Source organism: Okeania sp. SIO1H4, assembly GCF_010672695.1.
Lineage (GTDB): Bacteria > Cyanobacteriota > Cyanobacteriia > Cyanobacteriales > Microcoleaceae > Okeania > Okeania hirsuta.
Genome location: NZ_JAAHGB010000012.1, coordinates 212,184 through 231,311 on the forward strand (window position 1 = coordinate 212,184; position 19,128 = coordinate 231,311).

Here is a 19,128-nt window from a genome sequence, read left to right on the forward strand (position 1 = left end):
GTTAATTTTTGACTTTTGACTTAAAAAGTTAATTTTTGACTTTTGACTTAAAAAAAGAATCCGATTATATAATATATGTTGATAATTCTATAATTACTTCAATCTCTCCTAATTAATTTTTGACTTTTTACTTTTAATTTAAAAATACTGTAGTCATGTTAATTTTTGACTTTTTACTTTTAACTTAAAAAGACTGTAGCCATATTAATTTTTGACTTTTTACTTTTGACTTTTGACTTAAAATATTAACTTTTGACTTTTAACTTAAATAAATGAGTATATTCACACTTCAATCAGTAAAAAAAGACTTTGGCATCAAAGAAGTTTTAAGAGATGCTAACTTCAGTTTAGATGCTAATGACAAAGTTGGTTTAATTGGTACAAATGGTTCGGGAAAATCAACCCTATTAAAAATGATTGCTGGTTTAGAACCTATAGACGGTGGTCAAATTTTGATTAATCAAAATGCTAGAATTATTTATTTGCCACAACAACCAGATTTAGATGAAAATAACACCGTATTAGAACAAGTTTTTTCTGATAGTGGAGAACAAATGTTACTGGTACGAGAATATGAAGAATTATCGGAAAAATTAGCCCATCACCCTGAAGACGATCGACTAATGGCGCGTTTTTCTGAAGTAACTCACGCCATGGATAATACCAATGCTTGGGAATTAGAAACTAAGGCAAAAATTATCCTCACTAAATTAGGAATTCAAGATTTTGATGCCAAAGTTGGTAATTTATCTGGGGGTTATCGTAAACGTATTGCTTTAGCAGCAGCTTTACTTTCTGACCCTGATGTTTTGTTAATGGATGAGCCAACAAACCATCTAGATGCTATGTCTGTAGAATGGTTGCAAAGTTACTTAAATAGTTTTTCTGGAGGAATTTTATTAATTACTCACGACCGTTATTTTCTCGACAGAGTTACTAATAAAATTATTGAAATAGACCGGGGCGACCTTTTTACTTATACTGGAAATTATTCTTACTATTTAGAAAAGAAGGCTTTAGCTGAAGAATCAGTAGTTAGTTCTCAACGTAAACATCAAGGAATATTACGCCGGGAATTAGAATGGTTGAAGCGAGGACCTAAAGCTCGTAGCACTAAACAAAAAGCCAGGATTCAACGTATAGAAGAAATGCAAGGAACTGAGTTTAAACAAGCTTTAGGAAAAGTGGATATTTCTACTCCTGGTCGTCGAATTGGTAAAAAAGTTATTGAGTTAGAAAATGTTTGTAAATCCTACGATAGTAGAACTCTAATTAAAGATTTTACTTATGAATTTATTCCCGAAGATAGAGTCGGAATTATTGGTGGTAATGGGGTGGGAAAATCTACCCTGATGGATATTATTACAGGTAGAGTTAAACCTGATTCTGGCAAAGTAGAAATTGGTGGGACAATACATATAGGATATTTTGACCAACATTCAGAAAATTTGTTGGATGCTATGAATGAAAGTCAACGGGTAATTGATTATATTAAAGATGTGGCAGAGTATGTGGAAACTGCGGATGGTACTCAAATTAGTGCATCTCAAATGTTGGAAAAATTTCTGTTTCCTGGTAATCAACAATATGCTCCTGTATATAAACTTTCTGGAGGGGAAAAAAGACGATTATTTCTGTTGAAAGTATTGATGAGTGCGCCGAATGTTTTGATTTTGGATGAACCTACTAATGATTTAGATGTACAAACTTTGGCAGTTTTAGAAGAGTATCTGGAAGAGTTTAATGGTTGTGTAATAGTTGTTTCTCACGACCGTTATTTTCTTGACCGGACTGTAGATAGAATTTTTGCTTTTGAAGGAGTAGGAAATTTACGACAGTATCCAGGAAATTATTCTCTTTATATAGATTATAAAGAAGTAGAAGCAGCAACAAAAAAAGCTGTGGCAGTTGGAGAAAAGTCTAAGGAAATTTCAGTTAAGCAAAAAAAATCAGAAAGGGTTTCTTGGGATAAGAATAGGCAAAGAAAATTATCGTCAAAAGAAAAGCGAGAATATGAGAATTTAGAGAAAAAAATTGCTCAGTTAGAAGCGGAGAAGGCAAAGACTGAAAATGAACTTTATAATGCACCACCAGGAGAAGTAAGTGAAGTTCAAAAACTCCATGAAAAAGTAGAAAGTTTAGAAAAAGAAATAGATACTGCCACAGAAAGGTGGTTAGAGTTGGCAGAAATAAATTCTTAGAGGAATAGTTAAACTAATTAATAATTAATAATTAATAATTAGGGTTTGCTGAAAAAGTTTTATGAGTGAGGGGAAGAGTCAACCCACCCCTCGCCCCTCCTCCTCCCAGGAGGGGAAGTTAAGAGTTATAATAAATGGGAATTATAGAGGAGGTAGTCGGATATTTTTCCCCTTGATTTTTCTGTACTTGTCTACCCAAAATGCTAACTTTATTCTTCTAACTACTTCTTCAGCGCGGAAAAAATATATACCTAACCAGGGATATAAATGTGGTTTATCAGTCGGAAAATTCCGATAAACCAAATTCTCCTGACTTTCTTTAGCGCGGAAAAAATATATACCTACCACCTAGTACTTTCTTCTGATATTTTCCCGATTCTCCTCATATCCCCTTATCTGAAAATTATCTTTTTCTTTATCGGTTGAATTTTCTAATTCACCAGGGATATAAATATGGTTGATGAGTCTGAAAATTCCGATAGACCAAATTCTCCCGACTACTTCTTCAGTGCTGAAAAAATATGTACCTACCACCTAGTACTTTCTTCTGATATTTTCCCGATTCTCCTCATGTTGCCTTATCTGAAAATTATCTTTTTCTTTATCGGTTTAATGTTCTAGTTCACCCAGGATATAAATGTGGTTTATCAGTCGGAAAATTCCCACGAACCAAATTATCCTGACTACTTCTTCAGCGCTGAAAAAATATATACCTATTACCTAGCACCTTGTTCTGATATTTTCCCGACTTTCCTCATCTCCCCTTATCTGAAAATTATCTTTTTGTTTATCGGTTTAATGTTCTACTTTATCCGGAATATCAATGTAGTTTATCAGTCGGAAAATTCTGATAGACCAAATTTTTCTGACTACTTCTTCAGCGCTGAAAAAATATATACATATCACCTATCACCTTCTTCTAATATTTTCCCGACTCTCCTCATATCCCCTTATCTGAAAATTATCTTTTTCTTTATCGGTTTAATGTTCTAATTCACCAGGGATGTAAATATGGTTGATGAGTCGGAAAATTCCTATATACCAAATTCTCCTGACTACTTCAGCGCTGAAAAAATATATATCTACCATCTAAAACCTATCACCTAAAAACCTAAAACCTAAAACCTAAAACCTACCACCTAAATTATTAATTTGAGCTGCTTCTAAAATTAAACGTTGTTCCGCACGAGCAATTGAATTATAAGTTTTATCCACAGCATCAACATTCACAGAAATAGAAGTAATACCCCACCGGATTAAATTATCTATTATTTCTGGATATAAAGCAGGAGCATCACCACAAATAGAACAAGGAATACCAGAAGTTTTAGCCTGAGAAATTAATTGTTGAATGGCTCTCATTACTGCTGGTTGACGAGTATCAAAAGCACTTGCCATTTGTTCTTCTTCTCGATCTACACCTAACAATAATTGAGTTAAATCATTAGTACCAATAGCAATACCCCGAACTCCAGCTTTGACATATTCAGGTAGTAAGAATAAAACTGATGGTACTTCTGCCATAATCCAAATTTGGAAATGATTGGGTCGATTTTTCCATTGAGTTTGAATGCGATTCTGACAAAATTGAAATTCTTCTACAGAACGTACAAATGGTAAGATTAAATGAACGTTAGTATAACCCAATTCATATACTTGAGATAAAATATCTATTTCTAAATCTAGTAAACTTGGTTCTAGCATATAACTGAATGTACCATGTCGTCCTAGTATAGGATTAGAATAATTAGTCCGATGATTATGAAGATTTGCCTCGGTCTGGTTATCTTGGTTTCCAGAATAATTAGTTATAAATTCTTCTGGAGTTTTAGTAAATACTTTTTCCCCATCGCTAGAGTTAAATAATGCTAAATCAAGAGAACGATAAAAGACTGGTTTTGGAGTAAAAGCTGCGGCAAATTGACTAAGTTTCTTCACCATTAGACCGACTAATTCTGATTGACGGCCTTGTTGTATCCACCATAAAGGATGATGATTTTCTAATAGTTCAATAGCCATTAATTCTGAACGTAATAATCCTACTCCATCTATCAGTGAATCTTGAACTTTTTTAATTGAATTAATTTGACTGAGATTAACGAACAATTTAGTTCCTATTGGCAGTAATTTTTGATTTTTAAGAGAATTTTCTACTACTGGTATGTCAGGTTTATGAGGATAATATTTATCTTCTTTTGCCAGATATATTTGCCCATTATTGCCGTCAATTAATAAATAGTCACCTGTTTTAATTATATTGGTAGAATTAGTTGCTCCGACAATAGCAGGAATCCCAATTTCTCTAGCTAAAATTGCAGCATGACTTGTGATACCACCCTGTTCAGAAATAATTCCAGAAACTTTTTTCAGTAATGGTAAATAACTCGGAATAATTACAGGCACAACTAAAATTGCTCTGTCAGGAAATTCTTCTACTTCTGGAGGAATATTTTTAATAACTATAGCTTTAGCTGTTACTTTTCCTGATGATGCTACTATGCCTTTGATAATGGGATGTTCAGTATTAGGAATAGATATTGATTTTTCTTCTTTTGCTGATTGTGGCAATTTTGCCAAAGTTTTATCCTCTTGTGGAAATCTTTCAAAATCTGTGATTAAGAGTTCAATTTTTGCATCATTAGACCTTTGAGAAAAACTCCATTTTACTCCGAAATTAGTACCGATACTATTGACTATACCCTGAGTTAATTGAATTAATGATTGTAATTGCTTTTCCTCTAAAACAAATTCTTTTTGTATTTTTTCTGGCAATAAAAAAATTTGCAGTGCTGCTAAAGTTTTGGGAAAAGGAATTTGAGTATGATAATTTCCTTGCCATGTATCTGTATCGCTCACTTTAACAATTCTTGCATCAGGGTTATAAACGATAGTTTTATTACCTAATTTCTTGTTTTCTACGGTGCAATTTTCAGCAGAAATAATATAAGAATCAGGTATAACTTGTCCCAGTTCAATAGATACTCCTAAACCATGAGTTGCTTGAATTTCCCAACTATTAGTAAAAGCTTTAATATTTCCCGAAGCGATCGCTGACTGTATGGGTTGTACTATAACTACTGGTTGAAGTTGTGGAATTTCAACTTGCTGACTATGCCAATATAATAAACTTTTAGCATTAAATATTTCTGCCCAAGCTTGTTTAATTCCTGGGACAAACTCTTCCGGTATAGCTTGACAAATTATTGGTTCTAATATGCCTAAAGTTTTTAGGCGAGGAGATGCTAAGACAAGCTGAAAAATTAATACTTCGGCATTGAGATTTTTAATCGCAGACTCTAGAGATAAAAATAAGTCTGATGGTAAATCAGTAGATGCAATATTGTAGTTAATTGATTGAGAAATTTGTTGTAATTGCTGATAGTTATTGACATTAAAATGCAAGGCATAATTGGGGAATTCAAGTAATAATGGGTCAGACCAATCAATACATTGTAAAAATTGCCAAAAACTATTTGCCGGAATGACAAAACCAGAAACAATTGGATAACCTTGCTCCATGAGATGAGCTAAATAAAAAGCTCTTTCTCCCACTGTTTTCCAGTCTGAGGATTTAATTTTATCTAGCCAGTAAAACTTATGCACAAAACTATTGATTTGCTGACATCAAATGTTAAAAGTAATAGTAGTCTCTAGATTTACCTAGTTGCTCAGTATCCAACATCTTTTTACCTAACTCTAATTCTATAATTCTATCAGTAAATAATTTTGTATCAGAGTAATAGTAAATTATTAACAGATAAACATAAGAAACTATAGCAATCAGGAATCAGATGTGATAATTGAGGTGTTACTTTAAAGCATAGAATATAGTTATTCTTTATGTCTTCATTTCTTCCCTATTTCCTATTCCCTATTCCCTAAAACAAAAGTCTACAATATCTCACAACTAAAATTATATTGCTATATTTAATATTTTAGACTTTTTAAAGGTTTTCACAATGATTAAATTTCTCTGGAAAAAAATACTTAAACCATTTCTGAATATATTTCTTAAGTATAACTGTCCTCTTTGTCAGAGACCAGCAGACAGAGAGTTCTGTAAATATTGCGAAAGACAAGTTTGGCAATGTCAATTTCCTCATGGAGGACAAACATTTCCCGGAAAAATTCCAGTATTTATCTGGGGCGAGTATAAAGATAGTCTCAAACGAGCGATCGCTGCCATGAAATATCAGGATAACCCACAAATAGCAATACCTTTGGGACATTGGTTAGCGGATGGATGGTTAAATTCCCCAGTTTCCAAAAGGCAAGTAGGGACAACAACTCTTGACAAAATCGTCGTTGTACCCATTCCGATGCACAAAAAAAAGCTGAAAGAGCGAGGTTTTAATCAAGCGGAATTATTGGCAAAAAGCTTTTGTGAATTGACTGGTTTGCAGTTACGGCGAAATGGCCTGGAAAGAGTGAAGCAGACCCAAGCATTATTTGGTTTGTCCAGGGGAGAGAGGTTGAAAACGGTTAAGGATGCTTTTACTGTAGGGAAAGATTTCCGCAGGAGTCGTCCCCGTAGTTTAGTGTTGTTAGTAGATGATATTTATACAACAGGTGCAACGGTGAATTCTGCAATTAAGGTTTTGCAGAAAGCAGGTATTAAAGTTGTGGGAGTTTTAGCGATCGCGACTACTAGAAAACCAAGTCCTCATATCGTTTCACTAAAGTCAAAAGTCATAAGTCAGAAGTCAGAAGTTAAAAGTCAGAAGTGATATTTTAGGTACTTAAAACTTTTACTATACAGTAATTTCAGCTTATTATTTGACTTCATTTGACTTCATCAGTTACCAACTATTTGTGACATTTTTTAAGTGAATTGGTATCAGAAACCACGGTTATAGCGCTACGCGCAAGTCAAAAGTCAGAAGCTAGAAGTTATCCCTGACTAACTTTGAGCATTTATAAATGTCTGCACCCCATTTGCGTAGTGCTATAAAAAGTCAGAAAGTGGTGAAAAAACCTAGTCTCCAAAATCAGAATGAGGCTAAATATAGGGGGTGGTTTGAGTTAAGTTAGGTTGGAAATATTATGTTTATATTTACTAAGGAGGAGTTAGGAGGGAAGAAGAAGGAAGAGGAGAAGAAAGTTTTTCTAACTAATTAAATGGACAGAATATTAAACCTCGTTCTTAATGGTAAAGTCTTAAATCTTTGTAGTTCATTTACCTAAAAAAGGATATGAGTGTTTTTTAGAGAAAAAATTTTGACAATAAATAGGTAACTAACGAACCTTTTAGGGAGGTCGCACAGTTGTTATCTGCTGTAGTAAATATTTATCTAAATATTCTTGATATAAATATAGGAATCCTAAATTGGTTGTGAAAATTTTTATAATAGTTAATCTGAACTGAAAACTTTTAAAACTCTGTAGGTTGCCAATCCGAAGATTCTCCTACCTGACTCCTAACTGCCATCAAAATATTACAATTTAAATAGGATTGCTTATAGTCAATATTTACACAAAGACACAATCTTATAGCAATTTATCTAAAAACAATTATCTAAATCAAAAAAGTAGTTTTTAGGTAAGCATTCAGCAGTCAGCTATCAGCTTTATTACCTTTAGTGGGCAATTTAAGCTAGTTGTTCTTGTGCTTCAATTCTTTGCTTAAAATTGTAGTAGAAGTTAAGCAAATACTTGGTTCATTCATTAAAAAACTGTTTGCGTAGCATTCCGCAGGAAGAGCTGACCACTAATAGCTGAATGCTTACCTTTTTAGTTACTTACTTTTTTGATTTATTGATCAATCAAGAAAAAAATTAAGAGCGCACAATAGATCAGATATTATTTTCATCAAGCTGCTTTTTTATTAATTGATTTTTTACAAGATTTAACCACAGTCCATTTTCCTGTTGTCGGGTCACAATATACTTTAAAAGGGTTAGATTTAAGTGATTTATAACTATTTTTAGGCTCCATAGTGTACTCCTGATTTTTTGATATATATCACTACGCAAATAGGACACAGACTTTTCTCTGCTTCCTACTTCCGGACAACCAAAATTTTCGTCAAACGCCAAAAAATGTAGTGCTATATTATTATAGTTTCAAAAAAATTACTAATACTACATTTTTAAACAAAGAATTGAAGAATAAGACAATGAGCTTAAATTGTCCACTAAAGGTCATTTCAGTTATCAGTACCTCTGCAATAAGGAGGCAAGAAAATGCGGAATTCTCTTTTCTCTTGGTCGATTAGATATAGCGAGGAAACCTGCTCTTATCAGAGCTGCTCCGAATTGCGCCATCTCTCGACCGCTTTTTATCCCCTTAAAAGCGGAGACTTTAGACCACGATTTTTCAGTAATAAAGCTGATAGCTGATAGCTGATAGCTAACCGCTGAATGATGACATTAATACATTGTTCTGAAGTTAAGAATATTTGAAGTTTTTGGTGATTTAAAAATATGAGTAAAAAGCCTAGAAAATTAAAATTTTTTTTGACAACCACTCTAGTAATAGCATCGGTCGTTAGCTTTGATTTTTTGCAAGATCTATTCAAACCAAAACCAGTTGATGCTGCTGAAAGGATAGTATTTAAAGTTCCGAATTTCACAGATTTATATATGTCTGTAGATTCTCTAGAAGTCTTTGCTAAAGAAGGAATAATTAGTAATGATTTTGCCTTTTATGCTGCTTTTATGGAAGAAGAAGATTTGGCAAATTTGCAGAAAGTATTGCAAAAACGTTTTGACATTCCCCCTGAATTAATTTCTCGTCTGACAAATATGGCAATGGGAGAAGATTTTCTCAAATATTTTGGTCAGTTAGTACAAATTAACCCCGATATTAATGGTTATGATGCGATAAGAACAGCTTTAATAGAAGCTGCATCAGATCCAGAAGAAGGATTTACTATTATCAATGTTATTAAAAAATTTCCCGCAGAAACAATCAGAATAAGTACAAATTTTTTATCTGAGTTTTCTAATGAGTTAACTACTTTTAATGAGTATCGAGATACTTCAGTTACAGCAATTATTGAACAGACAGAAAAACAAGTTGCTACAGACCCAAAAATTGATTATTCTCAACTTGCAGATTTGAGTAAACCAGGTCCCTATAAAGTCATCAAAAAATCTATTAGTTTTGAAATAAGTGGTTTACGCCAAACTTACACAGGTTTAGCAGGTTCTTATAACCTTGAAGCTGATATTTATTTACCCGCAGGAATTTCTCAACCAGTACCATTAGTAGTCTATAGTCATGGTTTTGGAGCTGAGAAAAAAAGTATTCTTTTAGCAGAACATTTAGCATCTTATGGTATTGCATTAGCTGGTGTAGAACATTTAGGTAGTGACTTAGCATATCGCCAATCTTTTTTAAAAGGAGAAGTTGATATAGATATTAGTCCTATTGAATATCTTAGCCGACCATTAGACCTGAGTTATTTATTAGATGAACTGGAAAAGTTAGTTGAAACTGACCCTGACTGGAAATCGAAACTTGACCTAAATAAAGTAGGTGCATTGGGAAATTCTTTTGGTGCAACAACAGTCTTATCTTTAGGAGGTGCAAATATTAATTTGCCCAGATTAAATCAAGAATGTGACCCGGAAAATTTGAGTTTAAATATATCAGTATTATTGCAATGTCGTGCCAATTATTTACCTCCTTCAAACTATCAGTTAAGAGACCCTCGTATCAAAGCAGTTTTTGCTTACTTTCCTCTAACAAGTGTAGTTTTCGGACCTGAAGAAATGAGAAATATTTCTGTTCCTACTCTAATGATGGGAGGTAGTCACGATCTTCTCACCCCAGGAATAGAAGAAGATGTTCATCCTTTTATTTGGATGGATAACCCAGATAAATATTTAGCTTTTTTGATTCCGGGAACTCATTTTTCTACCAGCACTTTAATACCTGGTTTGCCTGAAATATTACAGGGACCAACACCAGAAGTAGGACAGTATTATCTCAAGAACTTGAGCGTAGCTTTCTTTAAAAAATATCTAGATAATCAATCAGAATATGAACCATATTTAACTGCTTCTTATGGGAAAGTTATGAATAAAGATTCCCTAAGTTTGAATTTAATTCAATCTTTAAAAGCACAACAATTAGAAACTGCTTATGGTAATTCTCCACCAAAACCGATCGTACCTCCAACTGTTACTGCTCAAGTTCCTAAAAGACAAGAAAGTATCTTAGAAGAAATTCAAAGAACTGGAGTAATGAAAGTAGCAATTAGAAGAGACGCTACTCCTTTTGGTTATGTAAATAATACCGGAGAATGGGCTGGTTATTGTGAAGATATAATTGATGTTTTTGCTCAAAAAATTGCTCAAGAATTGAAAATTTCCACTGGAGTTAAAGTAATAAAAATTCCATCGAATCTAGAAAATCGTTTTCAGTTAGTTCAGAATGGTAATGTACATTTAGAATGCGGTCCAAATACTATTAGAGATGATGTGATAAATGTGGCTTTTTCTAATCCTTTCTTTGTCACAGGAACGAATTTTCTAGTTGCTAAAGACACAGAAATAAATCCTAATAGCAATTTAGCAGGAGTTAAAACAGGTGTCTTGAGAAATACTACTACAGAAAAATTTATTCAAACAAAATATCCTGAAACTGAAGCAATTTATTTTGAAGGTAATACAGGGGTGAATCAAGCTGTAAAATCTTTAGCTAAAGGAGAAATTCAGGCTTTTGTTAATGATGGAATTTTATCTATCGGGGAAGTAGTCAGGCAAAATTTAGATATTAATAATTACAAGTTAGTTCCAGAAAAACCTTTAACCTGTGATTTTTATGGGATGATTATTCCGAATAATGACCCAGAATGGCAAAATAAACTTAACTCTTTTATTGATGGCGATAAATCTCAACCCATTGATGAAAAATGGTTCAAAAAGTTGTTTCCTTATCAGTTAGAAAATCTAGATTATTGCGTGAATCATAAAAAGTAATTTCAGTTATCAGTTATCAGTTATCAGTTATCAGTTATCAGGTAAGCATTTCCTCCGGAATGCTGCGCAAACAACAGTCATCCATCAGCTATCAGCTATTGCTTTTAGTTTAGGATAAAAGCTTTATTAATTGTCTTACTACAAAAGTTGCTTTCCTTACTCTTAAAGTCAGTTGTTAATTTAAATACTGTTCTTAAGGAGAGAATCTTGTTGCTGATAGCTGACAGCTAATATCAGTTTTATAAATCTTTGCTACAAATATTTAGGTTACTGCTTAGGAGTCAGGAGACAGGAGTCAGGAGTCGTATGGGGATAGGTTTGATACCATTTTTTATGTAGTAATTTATCTTTTTCGTCCAATAGATATTTTCTATAAATTACTTTAATATTGCTTACTATATGTAAAATTATTTTTTCAAAATGGTATAATATCTGAATGCTTACCTTATCAGTACCTCTGTAATAAGGAGGCTTGAAATATGGAATATTCTCTTTTCTCTTAGTTGACTGGATATGGCACCTAGCCATCCCTCAACCGCTTTTTATCCCCTTAAAAGGCTATGCTTTATAAACACCTTTCTTAACATAAAATTTGATAAAATAGACAAGTTATGTATTGGCATTTGAGAGGATTTTTGCGGATAAAAAGTGCATTGAAAAATACATTTTTTTGATAACTTAAGTAGGGCTTGCTGATTAAATATCAAAGCATTTACGGATATTGATTTTAGCATTTTTTTGTCGAAAAAAGTGCAAGCTTTTCAGTCTAAAAAGCTCAAAAAGATAGTATTTTGGGATGATTATGGCAGAAAAATCAAGGGACAATTTTTCTGACTACCTCCTAATTAATTCCCCTAATTCCTGAATTCTGAATTCTGAATTCTGAATTCTGAATTCTGAATTCTGACTCCTACCCCTACCACTTATACTTTATTCAGCAAACCCTAAGTAGTTTTGCTTACCTATCTATACTCTTTCTCCCTTCTCCCCTGCTCCTTACTCCCCTGCTCCCCACAAGGTTTTCAGAAGTTCCTTATCAGGGATAGCTTAAAAGGGGAGGTTTTAAACCTTAATTATTCGGTAAATGAGTAGCAAAATTAAGCCTGATTTTTCCATCAAACGTCAGAGAAAAACTAAAAAAAGGATGTTTTTATGGTTACTGTCCCTCGTCTTAGTAACCACATCACTTGTGCTAGTAAATTTCTCAGCTAAAGCAGCAGAACAGATTCATTTTAATTACGGTTTGCTGAAAATTTCTGTATCTCTCACTGCTTTAGAAACTTATGCTGAAACAGGTAAAGTTGAAGATGATTTAAAGTTATATTTCCTATTGATAGATGCAGAAAATCAGCAAAAACTGAGAAATGTACTCCAATTTAATCTGAATATTAATCCCATGCAACTTGCTCAAGGTTTGTATTCCCCTATGGGAGAAAAATTACTCCAATATTTAGGAGAAATGATTCAAACTCAAGGTAGAAATAATGGAGCGATCGCTCTGAGAGAGGCTTTAATTAAAACTGCGAAATCTCAAGATTTTACACCTATCAATGTTTTGCAAAACTTTCCGGGAGAAGTACAGTTTAATATTCGGAAAATTCTGGCAGTAAATCGAGAATTTTCTGCCTTACTTGAAGATACAGAAAAACTACTTAAAGAAGTTAAACAAATCACATTAACCGCTGCTTCTACAGAAGAAAAAATAGATTTTTCCACATTGCCAGACTTACGCCAACCAGGCAATATTTCCTTCTATCAAGAAACTCTAACCCTCAACGATAAAAGTCGTAACCGCCAATTTCTAATTAATCTTTATTTACCATCTAACCAAACACAAACTCAAACTATTCCACTAATTATTCTTTCCCCTGGTTTAGCAGCAAAACTTAGTCAATGGCAACATTTAGCCATACATTTAGCCTCTCATGGTTTTGCCGTAGCAAAAATACAACATCCAGGCAGTGACTTTAATCATTTTCAAGCTTTTCTAGAAGGAAAAGAAACAGAAATATTTCAACTCAGAGAATTTATTAATAGACCCCTAGATATTACCTATTTATTAGATGAACTTGAACGTCGCAATAAACTTCAATATCAAGGAAAACTAAACCTAAAAAATGTCGGCATGGCAGGTCAATCTTTTGGTGCTTATACAACATTAGCTTTAGCAGGAGCAAAAATTAATTTTGCACAACTAAAACAAGATTGTTTACCCCAAATTAAATCTTTAAATCCCTCCTTATTTTTACAATGTCGTGCTTTAGACTTACCTCAAAAAAATTATGATTTACGAGATAAAAGAATTAAGTCAGTATTAATTATAGACCCAGTAAATAGCAGTATATTTGGTAAATCTGGTTTAAGTCATATTAATATACCGATTTTGTGGGTTGCTGGTAGTGAAGACCAATTAACCCCCGTAGTAATAGAACAAGTTTATCCCTTTACTTGGTTGCCAGTAACAGAAAAGTATTTTATGTTGACAAAAGGAGCAAAACATCTAGATTTTAATATTACTGAAATTCAAAATGTAGAATCTGTAGATGATGATTCTTTAAATCAGTTAGTTAGTGCCAGTTCCCCAGTAATTAAATCTTATATTGATGCTTTTAGTTTTGCATTTTTTCAGACATATCTAGAGAATAATTCTGATTATTTAGATTATTTAAAATCTTCTTATGCTGTAGCTATTAGTGAAGAACCTTATACTCTTGGTTTTTTATCTGCTTCGACAGTAGAAAAGTTAATTCCAGCTTTAGTTAAAAATATTTTCTCCTAGTCTAACCTATATATATATCGTGGGAGATATTTTAGGTTTTGTGCTGGCCTTTCTAGTTGAGAAGTTAAAAGTTAGGACTCAGTACCTTCTGACTTTATCCAAAATCTAAAAACTAAGACGTTGTAGTTATAATGAAAAGCCAATCAAAATAGAGTCGGGCGATCGCTATATTCTGAGTTGGTCTCAAACCAAAAACTAAAACGTTGTAGTTTTTGCACTAGGAAAGACCGAAGTTGGAATCAACAAAAATATTGCCTTATATTCTGAGTCTGTTTCAAACCAAAAACTAAGACGTTATAGTTTTCGTACTACCGAAAGACCGAAGTTTGAATCAACAAAAATATTGCCTTATATTCTGAGTCTGTTTCAAACCAAAAACTAAGACGTTATAGTTTTCGTACTACCGAAAGACCGAAGTTTGAATCAACAAAAATATTGCCCTATATTCTGAGTCTGTTTCAAACCAAAAACTAAGACGTTATAGTTTTCGTACTACCGAAAGACCGAAGTTGGAATCAACAAAAATATTGCCTTATATTCTGAGTCTGTTTCAAACCAAAAACTAAGACGTTATAGTTTTCGTACTACCGAAAGACCGAAGTTGGAATCAACAAAAATATTGCCTTATATTCTGAGTCTGTTTCAAACCAAAAACTAAGACGTTATAGTTTTCGTACTACCGAAAGACCGAAGTTGGAATCAACAAAAATATTGCCTTATATTCTGAGTCTGTTTCAAACCAAAAACTAAGACGTTGTAGTTTTACGGACAAGGAAAGACAGAAGTTGGAATCAACAAAAATATTGCACTATATTCTGAGTCTGTCTCAAACCAAAAACTAAGACGTTATAGTTTTCGCACTACCGAAAGACCGAAGTTGGAATCAACAAAAATATTGCTCTATAGTTAACCCACCCCTCGCCCCTCCCCCTCCCAGGAGGGGAAGTAGGGAATTTGAGCTTCGCTCCAAAAATATTTCGCCTTAAAAGGTGGGGTTGCGCGACCCAATTATTTTGATAAATAAATACTTATTACCAACTCAAGAAATTTTTTTTTGAAAATTCAAATAATTTGAGTATATAGCAAGGAACCAGTTGGTTAGGACATAGATTAATGATGAACCTTCAAGAATTAAGAATTTAGAATTACCTCTCCTTTAAAACGGATAGGATTGACTAATCATGAAATTTTTTCTTCTCTTGGTCGATTGGATATGGTTAGGAAACCCATCCATCCCACCCTACGGGAAGCTCCGCTAACGACCGCTTTTTATCCCCTTAAAAGGGGAGGCTTTATACCACAATTTTTCGGTAAGACAGAGAAATACTCTTCCCACTGTTGCCTGTTGCCTTGCCCTATAAAACTCTTGAGTGGCCCAACACTTTGTTAAATTGAAAATTGAGATAATATTTCTGTTATATCCCCCTATATTTGGCTGCTGAAAATGTACACTCACTCCAATCAATTGCAAGTAGTTTTACCTAGCTTAAAAGAAGCAGGAATTACTCAACGAATAGCCTTGGGACATATCTACAAAATCAAATTCCTGAATAACGATTTATTAGTAATCTGCGCCAGTGGTGGTACTAGCTTATACGATATTAATAATTGGCAACGACTGTGGGATATCGACTCCCCGGCAAAATGTGGCACAATAAGTCACGATGGTACAACACTAGCATTAGGTTGGGGTCAAAAAATTTATATTTGGGATTTACGGCAAAGGCAACTTTTGCGACAACTGCAAATACAAACTGATGATGATATAACAATAACTTGTATTGCCATTAGTTCTCAAGGTCAGTTTCTTGCCTGTGGAGATAATAAAGGTACTGTCAGGTTTTGGAATTTAGCATCGACAACAGAGACTCCAGCGATACAATTATCTTATTCTGAAGAAGAGTTAGAAGTAGTGAGTGTAGCGATCGCCTCCCATGGTAAATTTCTAGCAGCTACATTTATAGATATAGGTGATCTTATAGTCTGGGAAATAACATCTGCAACTCAAGTAAAAACGATGGCAGGGGAAACAGACTTTCCCTCTAATTTTGTATTTTCTCGTCCAGACGGCAGATTAATTGTTTGCGGGAGTAATGGTTTACATATATGGGATATGGTAGCAGGAACCGAGTCAAAATTTCTTGACTCATGGCATAACAATGCTGCTATTAGCTCTGACAGTCGCCTCCTAGCTGCTGATAATCAAATCTGGGAGTTGGCATCGCAAAGAAACATAGTCACATTACCCGGTCATCCTAATTACATTGGTAGTATTGCCTTTAGTCCTAATAGTGAATTTTTGGCTGCTAGCAGTTACGATCGAGTAAATATTTTAGAAATTCCATCGGGAAAAACGATGACAGTGCTGGAAACTCAAACAAATTTTTTCATCAAAAAAGTGGCTTTTAGTTCTGATGGAAAATTTCTAGCTATTGTCAGTCGTAATCAAATCCAATTATGGAATATCCTTTCTGGAGAAAAGATCGAAACAATAGTCTCAGATATGGAGTGGGTGCAAACAGTTACATCTAATAACTCAGATGATTATTGTTTTGTTTTTGGCAGTAGTCTGATTTCTGATGGCAACTTTAATCAGATATGCTTGTGGAAAAATCAATCAAAAACTTATATTCAGATACCGCGAAATAGTTGCCCGAAAATTATTGCTATCAGTCCAGACCTAAAATTAGTAGCGTTTATTAATTCAGAACATCATCTAAATTTATGGGAAATTGCATCAAAGCAAGTAGTCAAAAGTTTTTTGGGACATACAGACTATATTCAAAGTGTTGTTTTTAGTTCTGACGGTAAGTTTATGGTCTCTGGTAGCGATGATGGTACTGTGAGGTTATGGGATATTGCTTCTGAGACAGAAATCAATATTTTGGAGAGTCGCGTTAATTGCATAAGTAATGTTGCGTTCAGTAACGATGGTCAGTTTCTAAGCTTTAGCAGTTGCGAGCAAGTGCATTTATGGAATATGGTATCTCAGGATGAAGTTACAATTTTAGAAGGATATGACAACTTAGTAGAGAGTGTTGCAATTAGTCCTGATAGTAGGTTTTTAGCTGCTGGAGATAGGGATGGTATTGTCAAGTTATGGGATACAAAATCAGCTACAGAAATTAAGGTATTGGCTGGACATACAGATACTGTGAATGATATTGCTTTTAGTCCAGACAGTAAATTGATTGCGACTGGGAGTGAGGATGGAACAGTGAGATTATGGCAAATTTAGAAGATATAGCAGAAGGAAGAAGGCGTTTGGTTATCTAGGAGAGAGGGGAGAAGAGACGTTGCATAATTGCGGGATGATAATCAGATTTGCACGTATCTGAAAATGTTGATAGATCAAAACAAATTTTTTGACACATATTAAAATCATCCTATGATGATGCAACGCCCAATTTTAATCTAAACCAAAATAAATTCTGACTTTAAACCTAAATGATAAGTAAGCTGTCTAATTTCTTGCTCGTATATAGGATTCATAATAATAATTATTTCTGGTTGATAATCTTTTAAAAATTCTGGAGAAACAATCTTTTGACCAGCTCCAGCAATATACATTCCTTGTTTGCGAGAATTTAGGTCTACAACATATTCAATATCATTATATTCTTTCAATAAATTTAAAAAAGTTACCGAAAAATTGGGTTTAAAGCCTCCCCCTAAAAGGGGGACTTTATGTTATGCTTAAAAAAGCGCAAAGGTATTCAACCGCTCTAAAAACCTATAGCTACCTAACTTGTAGCGTTTGCACCTTGAAAACTAGAGTTATGGGGTTTTGTACAGGAATGCTTGTACTTAGGAATTGCTCTAAGCAACAAGTATCAGAGAACCAAAGTTTTTTTAAGGTTTGAACTGTACCGTAGGGCATAGGTCCACAGGCTCTTGGAATAGAGCAAACGCGCAGGCGTGAGAACCATCTCTGGGTTAGGTGCCGCAAGGTGTTTAATTTAAGTGGACTCGTTGTTGGCGTAGCCTTGCGGAACGCAAACCAAGAATCCTGGTTTCAGGAGAATCTCCGCGCCTAACAGCCGGAGAGTATGTCAAACCTTTTGAACCAGCACCCCAAACTACTACTTTTTGATGTTTTTTAGTTATTTCATCAAATTTTTGTTGCCATTTGTTAATTAATTGATTAAAAAGATGATTAAATTTAACAGCTCCATCACCAATATTTTCCACCTCAGAAATTATTTGACTTTCTTCCTTTGCACTTGTTGTAGCAGGAACAGCTTCCAAACATAAAAATTGCCCCTCAAAAGTTTCATAAACATCTTTCTTTTTTCTTATTACTTCTTGCTTCTTCTTTCTTCCCTCCTGACTCGGTCCTCCTGACTCCTCCGTCGTTTATTTATCAGTATTCAACCGGACATGATATAATATCAAATCTGGTTAAACAGCCATAGAATGGTTAAGTTAGGAGTCCTCAGGAGTCAGGAGACAGGAGTCAGGAGGAGAAAGAATTACAAAGATGAGGGTAGTTATGACGATTGAAGATTTTTTTTATGTCCAATTAAACGGACATGATATAACCTCATATTTTGGCACAGTTATAGTTGAATTTATACTCAGCAGCAGTGAGCAAGTCTTTTTGAGCACTATAGCGCTGCGCGCAGGCAACAGGCAACAGCTCCGGAAGGCAATAGGGGGAATAAAAATCTGTTTGCGCAAGCATTCCGTAGGAATCATATAAGACTTTTAGCTATTGGACACCTCCTGTAATTTGTAAATATGCCAGCGCACATTGCTATATCAATACTTACTCAAGTTTTCTAACTTTTACATACTACATTTTGTCGTGCGGAATGTGGGATTTAAGGAACGTCCCTACTGTGGTCTACCGTGCAGGAAAACCGCTGTAATGCTGAGTGCTAGAGTTGGTAAACATACTGAGCAGTTCATTGAGGAATTGATCGTCAACACAGAAGGGAAAATTAACTCTAAACAATGGCATACTGATGATTGAGGAGGGTATGAAGGAGTTCTACCCCCATTGGTAGAACACATCATTGGTAAAGACCAGACACAGTAATTGGAAGGCACAAATGGAATTATCAGACAGCAGACTAGTCGATGGTATTGCCGACAGAATAAATTTGGCAAGCTCTGGCAACAAATGGAGGTAACAGTAAGCTTGGCGTTCGCGGAGCGTGGCGAAACGCTGTATCCCCTACTTCAATTGGATTTGGGTTCATAGTAGAAAGGATAGTAC

10 protein-coding genes, 1 pseudogene and 1 CRISPR repeat array are annotated in these 19,128 nt (G+C 34.2%); of the genes and pseudogenes, 6 read left to right on the forward strand and 5 right to left on the reverse strand.

Annotated elements, in window-relative coordinates:
- The first annotated feature begins 272 nt into the window (after positions 1-272).
- The gene (locus F6K06_RS11825) at positions 273-2,201 is read left to right on the forward strand and encodes an ABC-F family ATP-binding cassette domain-containing protein (protein WP_124146348.1); all 1,929 of its coding nucleotides are present in this window, start codon (positions 273-275) and stop codon (positions 2,199-2,201) included.
- Positions 2,202-2,342: 141 nt separating this feature from the next.
- Here F6K06_RS11825 and F6K06_RS11830 read toward each other — a convergent pair whose 3' ends face one another.
- Positions 2,343-2,549: a hypothetical protein gene (locus F6K06_RS11830; RefSeq protein WP_287241117.1), complete on the reverse strand. Its 207-nt coding sequence runs from the start codon at positions 2,547-2,549 to the stop codon at positions 2,343-2,345.
- A gap of 105 nt (positions 2,550-2,654) precedes the next feature.
- Here F6K06_RS11830 and F6K06_RS11835 point away from each other — a divergent pair, with 105 nt between their 5' ends.
- A complete protein-coding gene (locus tag F6K06_RS11835; protein WP_287308852.1) occupies positions 2,655-2,822 on the forward strand; it encodes a hypothetical protein in 168 nt (55 codons plus the stop codon).
- A gap of 504 nt (positions 2,823-3,326) precedes the next feature.
- On the opposite strand, the gene F6K06_RS11840 is transcribed toward F6K06_RS11835, so the two are convergent.
- Positions 3,327-5,804, reverse strand: a complete 2,478-nt coding sequence (locus F6K06_RS11840; RefSeq protein ID WP_124146347.1) for a putative PEP-binding protein — start codon at positions 5,802-5,804, stop codon at positions 3,327-3,329.
- Between the two features lie 356 nt (positions 5,805-6,160).
- On the opposite strand from F6K06_RS11840, the gene F6K06_RS11845 reads away from it, so the two are divergent.
- The 4 genes from F6K06_RS11845 (at position 6,161) to F6K06_RS11860 (ending at position 17,145) form a co-directional block, all read left to right on the forward strand.
- Positions 6,161-6,928 (forward strand): ComF family protein, encoded by a 768-nt coding sequence (locus F6K06_RS11845; protein WP_287241119.1) that lies wholly within the window; start codon positions 6,161-6,163, stop codon positions 6,926-6,928.
- 1,695 nt (positions 6,929-8,623) lie between these two features.
- Positions 8,624-11,128, forward strand: coding sequence for an alpha/beta hydrolase (locus F6K06_RS11850; RefSeq protein WP_287241121.1), 2,505 nt, complete (start codon positions 8,624-8,626; stop codon positions 11,126-11,128).
- A 1,084-nt stretch (positions 11,129-12,212) separates the two neighbouring features.
- A complete protein-coding gene (locus F6K06_RS11855; RefSeq protein WP_287241123.1) occupies positions 12,213-13,907 on the forward strand; it encodes an alpha/beta hydrolase in 1,695 nt (564 codons plus the stop codon).
- A 166-nt stretch (positions 13,908-14,073) separates the two neighbouring features.
- Positions 14,074-14,487: direct repeats of the CRISPR family, unit length 47 nt; unit sequence TATATTCTGAGTCTGTTTCAAACCAAAAACTAAGACGTTATAGTTTT.
- An 864-nt stretch (positions 14,488-15,351) separates the two neighbouring features.
- Positions 15,352-17,145, forward strand: a complete 1,794-nt coding sequence (locus F6K06_RS11860) for a WD40 repeat domain-containing protein (RefSeq protein WP_124146343.1) — start codon at positions 15,352-15,354, stop codon at positions 17,143-17,145.
- 176 nt (positions 17,146-17,321) lie between these two features.
- On the opposite strand, the pseudogene F6K06_RS11865 reads toward F6K06_RS11860, so the two are convergent.
- From F6K06_RS11865 to F6K06_RS11875, 3 genes and pseudogenes are all read right to left on the reverse strand, one after another.
- A pseudogene (locus F6K06_RS11865) lies at positions 17,322-17,540 on the reverse strand (methyltransferase); the annotation flags it as partial.
- Between the two features lie 321 nt (positions 17,541-17,861).
- A complete protein-coding gene (locus F6K06_RS11870; protein ID WP_124146342.1) occupies positions 17,862-18,155 on the reverse strand; it encodes a hypothetical protein in 294 nt (97 codons plus the stop codon).
- Between the two features lie 827 nt (positions 18,156-18,982).
- The gene (locus F6K06_RS11875) at positions 18,983-19,111 is read right to left on the reverse strand and encodes a hypothetical protein (RefSeq protein ID WP_275670418.1); all 129 of its coding nucleotides are present in this window, start codon (positions 19,109-19,111) and stop codon (positions 18,983-18,985) included.
- Between the last annotated feature and the right edge of the window lie 17 nt (positions 19,112-19,128).